Source organism: Sutterella seckii (genome assembly GCF_009183815.1).
Lineage (GTDB): Bacteria > Pseudomonadota > Gammaproteobacteria > Burkholderiales > Burkholderiaceae_F > Sutterella > Sutterella seckii.
This window is the reverse complement of record NZ_WEHX01000086.1, coordinates 1-10,296: the sequence shown is the minus strand read 5'-3', so window position 1 is coordinate 10,296 and position 10,296 is coordinate 1. Positions and strand designations below refer to the sequence as shown.

The window sequence follows — 10,296 nt, the reverse complement described above, 5'->3', positions numbered from 1 at the left end:
ACAGGACAGTGAAACGTCTCCGCGCCGATGATAGTTGGTTGTATTTCCAGTGAAAGTAGGTCATCGCCAGGCTCCCTATAAACGAAGCCCCTGTTGATTTGATGTCAGCAGGGGCTTTCGCATATTCTGATTCCCAGCCGTTAAAATCGTCTTCTTCAGGTCCGGTCGAGCGGCTACATTCAGCACTACTCCTACACCCAGCATGATCTTCAAGCGTTCATTGATCTCTGAACTCGCCAACATTGCGGGCGGAGTCTTCACCGTGCTCTTTACGATCGTTCTTGCGGTCGCCATGGTGCGCTTCATTAATCTGGCAGCCGGCGGGAGCGTGGATCATTCCGCAGTGCTGCAGCTCGTCATCTACAACGCTCTGGTGAACCTGCCGCCGCTTCTTGCCGCATCGCTCTTCATTGCGGCGCTGATGACCCTCATGCGCTCCTGGCAGGACAACGAGATGGTGGTCTGGTTCTCTTCGGGAGGCCGCTCGCTCCTCTCCTGGATCGAGCCCATGATGCGCTTTGCGCTTCCCGTCGTCATCATGATCGCGCTCCTTTCGATTGTGATTTCGCCCTGGGCGCGCTCGGAGACCTATAAGCTCCGCAATCAGTTCACGCAGCGCGAGGACGTCAATGCCATTGCTCCCGGGCGCTTTATCGAGGCGCAGGGGGGAAAACGCGTCTTCTTTATTGAATCCGCGGGCGAAACGCCCAACGAGGTGGGCCGCGTCTTCATGGCGGAGGCCGGTGTCGGAAAGGAGTCCGTCGTTACGGCAGAAAAAGGCGCGATTGAGATCAATGCCGAGGGCGACCGCTACATTGTTCTCAAAAACGGCAGCCGCATTGAGACAGAGAACGCCTCTGCGGCAACCCGTGTCGTCGACTTTCAGGACTACGGCGTGAGGCTCGACATCCGCGTGGACGACGCCTTCCGCTCAACAAGGGCCAATTCGCAGCCGCTCTCCGTGCTCCTCGCGCTTCCGACGCCGGAAAATCAGGCCGAGCTTCTCTGGCGCTTCTCCTGGCCGCTGGCGGCGCTCAATCTCGTGCTCCTCGCGATTCCGCTTTCCTGCACGTCTCCGCGCGCCGGCCGGAGCCTCAATCTCCTCATGGCGGCCCTCATCTTCATTCTTTACCTCAACGGCCTTTCCGTTGCGGAAAGCTGGGTGACGCGCGAGCGGCTCTCGCTCATTTCCGCGCTTCTCCTTCTCAACGGATCCGTCTTCCTGATTGCGGTTCTTCTCTTCGTGAGGCGCATCTGGATGACCCGGTGGCTCCCGAGATGGATGTCCGTCTGGTACTGGAAGCAGCGTCGTTCCGAGGGAGGCCGATAAATGTCAGTCATCTCCCGACAGTTCACGAAGGACATCCTTCTTTCGACCGTCTTCGTTCTCGTCATCCTGATTGCGCTTTTCGCGTTCTTCGACCTGATCGGTCAGATGGACGAGGTGGGAAGCAACAAGTACGACCTTGCGACGGCGTTTCTCCTCACGGGGCTCACGCTTCCCTCGCGCGCCTATGAGGTGGCGCCTCTGGCCGTTCTTCTCGCCGCCGTCTACACGATGTCGCGCTGGGCCTCGACCTCGGAATTCACGGTGCTTCGCGCGGCGGGCCTTTCGCCCTGGCGCCTTGCCGTGACCCTCATCCTCCCGGGCGTGCTCCTTGTAGCCGGCACCTATGCCATGGGCGAAGCGGTCGCCCCCTGGGCGCAGCGCTATCAGACGGAAGTCCGCTCAACGGGCGACCAGTCGCTCTCTGCCCGCGGCTACGTGTCGGGGGCCTGGATCCGCGACGTCGCGAAGACGGGAAACGGCGAGTCGATCGACCGCTACATCAACATCCGCTCGATCAGCGCGTCGAACCGCTATGCAACCGGCGCCTGGCGAGTCTTCGAATTCGACGATGCCGGAAGGCTCGAGCGCATGATCCGCGCCGAGTCCGGGCTCTTTCAGCCGGGACTGGGGTGGACGCTGTCAGACGTCACCCTGGTGACCTATCCCGTGATGAACGACAGCCGCACGGATCCGAATCAGACGCCGGTAACGAGCGAGAAGCTCTCGCAGTTCCTCTTCCCCTCCACCATTACGCCCGAGATCCTCGGCGTCATGACGACAAAGCCCGACCGCATGGGGATGGTGGATCTCTTGAGCTACATCGAGCACCTCACGTCGGTCAATCAGGACGCGGACCATTTCGTAGCGGTCTTCTGGTCGAAGGCTTTTTATCCGCTTGCGGTCCTCGTGATGCTTGCGATCTCTATGCCCTTCGCGTACATGAACGCGCGCTCGGGCGGGGTCGCGATCAAGATCTTCCTCGGCGTCCTCATCGGCATCGCGTTCTATGCGCTCAACAATCTCTTTTCCTACCTCTCCATCTTTGCCGCAGTACCGCCTGCGGTAATGGCGGCCGCGCCCTCGGTCATGATGTTCATCCTCTCCGGGGTAATGCTCTGGTGGGTTGAGAAGCGCTGAGCGGGCGGTTTCTCAAAAAGACGAAGCGCGGCTTTCCCGGAAGAAGGAAAGCCGCGCTTCGTTGTTTTTGGGCGCCGAATACGCCTTAAAGGCGCTTATTGAGTCTTTGTCTTCCTCTTCGGCTTATGGGCTTTGAGAAACGCCCGCAGAGCCTTCCCTGTCGCCGTCTTCTTCGCCGCAATCTCCTTCGGCGTCCCTTCGCCCACGACGCGCCCGCCTGCGGAGCCGCCCTCGGGTCCGAGGTCGATCACCCAGTCGGCGTCCGCAACAACGTCGAGGTTGTGTTCGATGATCACGACGGTGCTCCCGGCATCGACGAGGCGCGAGAGCACGTGCATGAGCTTCGCGACGTCGGCCATATGGAGGCCCACCGTCGGCTCATCGAGCACGTAGAGCGTGTGCGGAGACCGGGCGGAGAAGGTGCCTTCGGGACGGACGCGCGCGAGCTCGGTCACGAGCTTCAGGCGCTGCGCTTCGCCGCCCGAGAGCGTTGGCGAGGGCTGTCCGAGCGTCAGGTAGCCGAGCCCCACTTCCTGCATGAGCTTCAGGGGATGCGAGATTGAGGGCATGGACGCAAAGAACTCGACCGCCTCGTCAATTTCCATCGCGAGCACGTCGCCGATCGACTTCTCCTTCCATTCGACGGAGAGCGTTTCCGGATTGAAGCGCTTCCCGCCGCACGCTTCGCAGAGGACCTTCACGTCGGGAAGGAAATTCATCTCGACTGTTCTCAGGCCCTGACCCGCGCATTCGGGGCATGCGCCTTCGGTTTTGTTGAAGGTGAAGCGGCTCGCCCCGTATCCGCGTGCTTTCGCTTCGTTCGTTGAAGCAAAGAGGTCGCGGATCGGCGTCATCACGCCCGCATAGGTCGCCGGACAGGAACGCGGATTCTTCCCGATCGGGGTCTGGTCAACTTCGAGAACCCGGCCGACCGCCTCCGTTCCCTTCATGCCCGAGAGGCCGGAGAGCTTTGCCTCCGGGCTCTCAATCCGCCGCTTCAGGTTCTCATAGAGAATTTCCCGGCATAGCGTCGACTTTCCGGAACCGGAAACGCCCGTGACGACGGTGAGGCGCTTCAGGGGAATGTCGAACTTCCCGATATCGAGGTTTCTGAAGCGGATGCCTTCGAGCGTGAGGCGCTTGCCTTCCGCGTCGGGGAGGCGCTCAGGGATCCCGGTGTGTGCGATGGGATGGGCAAGGAGCCGCCCAGTCGGGGAGTCGGGATTCCTTTCGAGGTCCTCAACCGTCCCTTCTCCCATGAGGCGGCCGCCGCGGACGCCCGCCCCCGGGCCGATGTCGATCACGTGGTCGGCCCGGCGGATGGTCTCCTCGTCGTGCTCGACGACGAGAAGGGTATTGCCCTTCTTCGTGAGCGATTCAATGGCCGAGAGAAGCATGCCGTTGTCTCTCGGATGAAGCCCGATCGTCGGTTCGTCGAGCACGTAGCAGACGCCTCTCAGGTTGGTGCCGAGCTGGCTCGCGAGATGAATGCGCTGCGTTTCCCCGCCCGAAAGCGTGGGAGCACTCCGCTCGAGCGTCAGGTAGTCGAGCCCCACTTCAGCGAGGAAGGCAAGTCTCGAGCGGATCTCCTCGAGCGCATCGTGCGCGATTGCGGCGCTTCTGGAATTAAGCCGCAGTCCCTTAAACCAGCCGGCGGCTTCGCGCGCCGTCATGCGGCAGACCTCCTGAATGGCCTTGCCTTCCCAGCGGACGTTGCGGGCGACTTCATTGAGGCGCGCGCCGCAGCAGTCGGGACAGACGACTTCGGGTTCGTCTTCCGTCCGGGAGAACTCCGTTTCCATCGCCTCGCCCTTCTTCACGGCCTTGCGGATGGAGGCCGTCAGCACGCCGTAGCCCGAACAGGTCGGACAGGCCCCGGCTTCGGAGTTGTATGAAAAGAGTCTCGGATCGAGCTCAGGCAGCGACCGTCCGCACTTCGGGCAGGCGCGTTCGAGCGAATAGAAGATGCCGGGGTGCGTAACGGGCGCTCCGGGAGAGACCTGCGAGGCAGGAACGGCCCGCAGCTGCGCGGACTTTTCGAGCGCGAGCGCTGCGCGCACGTCCACCTCAATCATGCGGGGCGGCGCCGTCGTATCCGTGCGGCCGGCGAGCGCCTCGATGGTATGGAGCACATTTCTCGCGAGCTTCGGGACCGTGGTCTCAATGGACGCGTATTCGCCGTCGACGAGGACGAGCTTCACGCCTTTCTGGCGAAGCCGCAGGAATTCCTTTTCGAAAATGCCTTTTCTTCCCGTGACGATGGGGACGAAAAGCGCGCACTCCTCGTTGGGAAACGCTTCGCCGATGCTTTCGGCAATCATGGCGGGCGTCTGCGCTTCGACGGGCACCTGGCAGTCCGGGCAGTATTCGGTGCCGAGCTTCACGTAGATGAGGCGCAGAAAGTGATAGAGCTCCGTCATCGTCGCGACGGTGGAGCGCATGCCGCCCCGGGTCGTGCGCTGCTCGATCGCCACCGTCGGGGGAATTCCCCGGACGCTGTCGACGTCGGGTTCGGGCGGCGGCTGGACCATGGAGCGCGCGTAGGCGTTGAGGCTTTCGAGATAGCGCCGCTGGCCTTCGGCGAAGACGATGTCGAAGGCGAGCGTCGATTTGCCGGAGCCCGAGGGGCCGGTGACGACCGTAAAGGCTTCCCGCGGGATGTCGACCGAGAGGTCCCGAAGATTATGTTCGCGCGCGCCCTCAATCACGATGGCGTGCGATTCGCGAAGCGCCTCTTCCGGATTGATCCTGGGCTTCCTCAGGGGCGGAAGATTGAAGAAGCTTTCGCGCGAGGCGTCCTGCGCCTGCGCGCGGCGCCATGCAAGAAGCGCTTCGCCCGTGAGCGTGCCTCCGGCTTCAAGCGCTTGCGGCGTCCCCGTAAAGATCACCTCGCCCCCGGCAAAGCCGCCTTCGGGACCCATTTCGATTACCCAGTCCGCCGCGCCGATGACGTCGAGATTGTGTTCAATCACGATGACGGTATGGCCCATGACGGTGAGCCTGTTGAAGACGTCGACGAGCTTTGCGGTGTCGGCGAAGTGAAGCCCCGTTGTGGGTTCGTCGAATACGAAAACCTTGCCCTTCTGACCGCGCACGGCAGGCACGCCTTCCGCAATGCGCGCGGAAAGCTTGAGGCGCTGCCTTTCGCCGCCGGAGAGCGTCGTTAAGGGCTGCCCGAGCTTCAGGTACCCGAGCCCCGTGAGCTGAAGCACCTTGAGGGGCTTCACGACGGCCGCATGGCGGGAGAAGGCGTCAAGCGCCTCATCGACCGTGAGGTCGAGCACGTCGGAGATGCTGAGCGCCTTACCGTTGTCGAGCGTCGGCCGGATGCGCAGGATCTTTTCTTGGTAGCGCTCCCCGCCGCAGTCGGGGCAGGGTAGGTAGACGTCGGAGAGAAACTGCATCTCGACATGCTCCCAGCCCGTGCCCGCGCAGCGCGGGCAGCGGCCGGCGCCGGAATTGAAGGAGAAGTCGCCGGGCTTGAGTCCGGCAACGATGGCTTCCGGAGAGGTGCCGAAAAATTCGCGGATTGCCGTGAATGCGCCCACATAGCTCGCGGGGTTCCCGCGCGTGGTGCGCCCGAGGGAGCTCTGGTCGACGAATTCAATGCCGGCAGGCAGGTCGCCCGAGAGCCGGGCGGCTGAGGCGCTCCCCGGGGCGTCGCTCTCCGCGTCGGCTGAGAAGACGACGGCGCCGCCGAGCTTCCGCTCAAGCGCGGGAACAAGCGTATCCGCAATGAGAGAGGATTTGCCCGAACCGGAAACGCCGGCCACGGCAATGAGGCGCCCGAGGGGGAAGTTGACCGAGACGTTCTTCAGATTATTGAGGGTCGCGTGGGAAAGCTTTAGTTTCGGCGTTTCATCCGTCACGGGGAGCGCTTTTCGCGTGATGCGCTTTTCGCCCGAGAGATAGGCGCCGGTTTCCGTTTTGGCGGTGAGCACGCCCCGCGTCGAGCCTTCATAGATGATCCGGCCGCCGGCAGCGCCCGCGCCGGGTCCGAGGTCGATGAGGCGCTCGCCCGCAAGCATGACCTGCGGGTCGTGCTCCACGACGACGAGGGTATTCCCCTGAGCCGTGAGGCGCCTCAGAATGCCGTTCACGCGGTCCATGTCGCGGGGGTGCAGGCCGATTGACGGTTCGTCGAGTACGAAAAGCGTATTGACGAGATTGGCGCCGAGCGCGGTCGTGAGGTTGACGCGCTGCACTTCGCCCCCGGAGAGGGTTCTCCCCTGACGGTTCATCGTGAGGTAGCCGAGCCCCACGTCGCAGAGGAAGGTAATGCGCGAGAGGCATTCGCCCAGAATGAGCGCTTCGGCCTCGTCGTGCTTTTGGGCGTTCAGGCGTTCGAGAAAATGCTTCAGAACCGCTGCCGGCATGAGCATGAGCTCATGAAAGTTGAAGCCTGGAAGCGCCGCATAGGCTTCCCTCGAAAGCCCGGAGCCGACAGGCTGAGCGCAGATGCCGGCGTCGGGGGCTTCCGCGAGGACCGCCTCCCGGTCTTCCTTCGTGCCGATGCGCCAGGAGAGCGCTTCGGGGCGCAGGCGCGCGCCGCCGCAGGCCGTGCAGGTTCGGTAGGAGCGGTAGCGCGAAAGCATGACGCGAACGTGCATCTTGTAGTTCTTCGTTTCAAGCCACTCGAAGAAGCGCCCGATGCCGTACCACTCGGTCTGCCATTTCCCCGTCCACCCGGGCTCTCCCTCTTCAATGATCCGGCGCGCTTCTTCGGGGAGGTCCTCATAGGGGACGTCCGTCGGAATGCCGAGTCTTCGGCAGGCGCGCAGCATGTCGTCCTTGCATTCCGCAAAGGACTTGGTGGAGAAAGGCTTTACGGCGTCTTCCCGGAGACTTTTCGAGCGGTCTGGGATGACGAGGGAGAGGTCGGTCCCGATGACGCGGCCGAAGCCGCGGCAGACCGGACAGGCGCCGACAGGCGAATTGAAGCTGAAGGAAGCGGGCTTCGGGGGAGAGAAGGTAAGTCCGCACTCCGGGCAGGAAAGCCCGTGCTGGTAGCGCGCGAATCTTCTGGGGGCTTCGCCCGGACTTTCCGTCCAGACGGCGACGCGCCCGTCGCCCCGCTTCAATGCCGTCTCAATCGCCTCAATCGCGCGGCTTCGCTCCACGGTCGACGCGCGGAAGCGGTCGGCGGCAACGACGAGCAGCGTGCCGTCGCTTCTCGCCTCGCGCGCCAGAATGCGCGTGAAGCCCTGGGCGGAGAGGCCCGCTTCCGCCGTTTCGAGGGGAAGCGCCTTCGGGACGAAGCGCTCAAAGGCGACGGCCGTTCGGGCGTCCGATTCCCCGCGCGCCGCGAGGCGCCCGAGGATGTCCTCCCACATGGAGTCGGGGGAAAAGTCGAGGACGGCAGAGCCGTCATTGGGGCAGAAGGCTCTCGCCTTTCTCGCGAAGAGAAGCTTCAGACGGTCGTTGATCTCCGTCATCGTGCCCACGGTCGAGCGCGAGGTGCGGATGACGGCGTTCTGATCAATGGCGATCGCGGGCGGCACGCCCTCGATCGACTCAACCTTCGGGCGGTCCATGCGGTCGAGAAACTGGCGCGCATAGGGGCTGAAGGTCTCCACGTACCGGCGCTGACCTTCCGCATACAGCGTATCGAAGACGAGAGAGCTTTTCCCGGACCCCGAAAGCCCCGTGACGACGGTGAAGCTCCCGACGGGAATGTCCAGATTCAGGTGCTTGAGATTATTCTGCTCGGCGCCGCGGATGCGGATCGCCGGCGCCCTTTCATCCCGGGCGTCGCGGGGAGAATTCTGCTGGGTCATCTGCTTGAAGGAAACTTGTGGCAGCTTTTCAGTCTGAGATCCTAAATCTAGCCCATGGCGCAGCATCCGGGGCGGGCGTCCGGAGGTATTCCGCGGCGCGGGCGGAAACATGCGGATGTAATAAATTGTAAATACGAAGTAACTAACTCTTGCTTTATCGAAAACACTTCGGCATAATCTCCCTTCTCGATTCGGGGGGGATTAGCTCAGCTGGGAGAGCGCTTGCATGGCATGCAAGAGGTCAGCGGTTCGATCCCGCTATCCTCCACCAAGAATTAAGGTCCCTATCGTCTAGAGGCCTAGGACACAACCCTTTCACGGTTGGTACCGGGGTTCGAATCCCCGTGGGGACGCCAAGGTTTGAAAAGCGTCAGGCAGCACTAAAGCCTGATGAGTTTCCGCCTCTCGCTTCGAAAGAAGCGGGAAAGCACAATCAGAACGTGTCGGGGGATTAGCTCAGCTGGGAGAGCGCTTGCATGGCATGCAAGAGGTCAGCGGTTCGATCCCGCTATCCTCCACCACATCGTCGAGGTCCCTATCGTCTAGAGGCCTAGGACACAACCCTTTCACGGTTGGTACCGGGGTTCGAATCCCCGTGGGGACGCCACAGTCTCGACGAATGCATTTCTGAAAAGCCGCAATTTGACCTATCCGGGGGATTAGCTCAGCTGGGAGAGCGCTTGCATGGCATGCAAGAGGTCAGCGGTTCGATCCCGCTATCCTCCACCAGTCGTTTGGCCCGCACGCGTTGATGTCGTACGGGCCTTTGTTTTGTCCGGAATCCGCGCCGGAGAAGAAAAAAGCCGGAAGCCCGCTTTGCGGAGCATCCGGCTTCTGCGTAGCCTCATCTTCCGCTGGGAAAATCAGACTGCACGCCTGAAGGTCAGATCCTTAGCGCTGACGACGCTTGTCGGCTTCCTCGACGACGCTGCGGCGCAGCGTATCAAAGGCTTCGTTGAGCGCAGCCATCACATCCTGGTTCGTGCGGGTGACGATGAGGTTCTTGCCCGACGCGGACTGATCAATGCGGATGGTGAAGGCGCCCATCGTCTGATGACCTTCCTGAGTGACTGTTACCTTGCAGGGCCCGAGCTGATTGTCAAACTTCTGGAGCGCGGCAACCTTCTCATTCACAGCCGTTTCGACGGCGGGGGAGCGGTTAATGCCATGAAAGATGATCTGGGCAGCCATAGGAACCTCGCTTTTTGTTGTTCTGAGCTGGTAGGGAAGAAAGACCGGAAAAAGAAATTCTTTTCGGTTATCCCTAATCAAAGTGTATCTGCTTTCCCTGCCGTCGTCGGCGTGACTTTCATAGCGACTTGTCCCAAGTCTCAAGGGCGTTAAAAAGGTGCAATGGTCCGGACAGAATCCTTTAAAATACGCACCGCGCGATGAGGCATGCTTTTCTAAGGAACCGGCATGGCAGGGGGCGTTTTCAAATGAAGCGCTTCCGCGCCCCGTCCTCAGGCGCCAATACCTTTCAGATTGTGAAGCGGCCCGCTTGAATCCGGATTCCTATAAAGGAATTCCGCAGTATTTCAATGGCGAAGCGATTGTTCAATGATCAGAAGGCACCCCGGGCATTTTGATGCCCGCGGAGGTGTTTTTTCTCCGGGGCAGCGGCATTCATTCGACCCCATGCCTTTCGACATTCGATAGCGCAGCGAAGCGCGAAACCTTTTCAGACTGACTTCTTTCACACACTTTTCTTTTGACCAACGCATTCCGTTTTGAGACATGCCCCGCGCCCGATGGGGATGTGGAATGCAGATTCTTTATTTTTCAGAGAGATAAATAGAATGGCTATGGATAACAAGCCCTGGCAGGACAAGGGTCCGCGCCGCTCCTTCGACGGCGAGGACGGAGACCGCCGCGGACGTTCCGACCGCTTCGATCGTTTTGACCGTTTCGACCGCTCCGATCGTTCGGATCGCCGCGATTTCGGCGACCGCCGCCCCTTCGGCGACAGGAAGCCCTTCGGCGATCGTCCGCGCTTTGACCGTTCGGACCGCAATGACCGCTTCGACCGCTCGGACCGCCGTGATTTCGGCG

4 protein-coding genes, 5 tRNA genes and 1 pseudogene are annotated in these 10,296 nt (G+C 61.7%); 8 read left to right on the top strand and 2 right to left on the bottom strand.

The genetic code is table 11. From position 1 onward, the window contains the following. Window positions 1–202 precede the first annotated feature (202 nt). Together lptF and lptG are read left to right on the top strand one after the other, a co-directional pair. Entirely contained in the window at window positions 203–1,330 is a 1,128-nt protein-coding gene (gene lptF / locus GBM95_RS09655) for an LPS export ABC transporter permease LptF (protein ID WP_152158903.1), read from the top strand. Continuing rightward, window positions 1,331–2,467 carry an LPS export ABC transporter permease LptG gene (gene lptG, locus GBM95_RS09650; RefSeq protein ID WP_152158902.1) on the top strand — a complete coding sequence of 379 codons (1,137 nt, stop codon included), beginning with the start codon at window positions 1,331–1,333 and terminating at the stop codon, window positions 2,465–2,467. Window positions 2,468–2,562: 95 nt separating this feature from the next. Here the strand turns inward: lptG and uvrA are convergent, their stop codons facing one another. Continuing rightward, window positions 2,563–8,244, bottom strand: coding sequence for an excinuclease ABC subunit UvrA (gene uvrA, locus GBM95_RS09645; protein ID WP_152158901.1), 5,682 nt, complete (start codon window positions 8,242–8,244; stop codon window positions 2,563–2,565). Between the two features lie 195 nt (window positions 8,245–8,439). Here uvrA and GBM95_RS09640 point away from each other — a divergent pair. The 5 genes from GBM95_RS09640 (at window position 8,440) to GBM95_RS09620 (ending at window position 8,973) form a co-directional block, all read left to right on the top strand. Further along, window positions 8,440–8,515 (top strand) — tRNA-Ala (locus GBM95_RS09640). Window positions 8,516–8,524: 9 nt separating this feature from the next. Continuing rightward, window positions 8,525–8,600: transfer RNA gene (locus GBM95_RS09635), tRNA-Glu, on the top strand. 89 nt (window positions 8,601–8,689) lie between these two features. Further along, window positions 8,690–8,765, top strand: a tRNA-Ala gene (locus GBM95_RS09630). Between the two features lie 10 nt (window positions 8,766–8,775). After that, window positions 8,776–8,851: transfer RNA gene (locus GBM95_RS09625), tRNA-Glu, on the top strand. Between the two features lie 46 nt (window positions 8,852–8,897). Next, window positions 8,898–8,973, top strand: a tRNA-Ala gene (locus GBM95_RS09620). Between the two features lie 162 nt (window positions 8,974–9,135). On the opposite strand, the gene GBM95_RS09615 is transcribed toward GBM95_RS09620, so the two are convergent. Then, the gene (locus GBM95_RS09615) at window positions 9,136–9,435 is read right to left on the bottom strand and encodes an HPF/RaiA family ribosome-associated protein (protein WP_139688464.1); all 300 of its coding nucleotides are present in this window, start codon (window positions 9,433–9,435) and stop codon (window positions 9,136–9,138) included. A gap of 608 nt (window positions 9,436–10,043) precedes the next feature. Between GBM95_RS09615 and GBM95_RS09610 the strand changes: the two are divergent. Then, window positions 10,044–10,296: pseudogene (locus tag GBM95_RS09610) on the top strand (hypothetical protein); the annotation flags it as partial.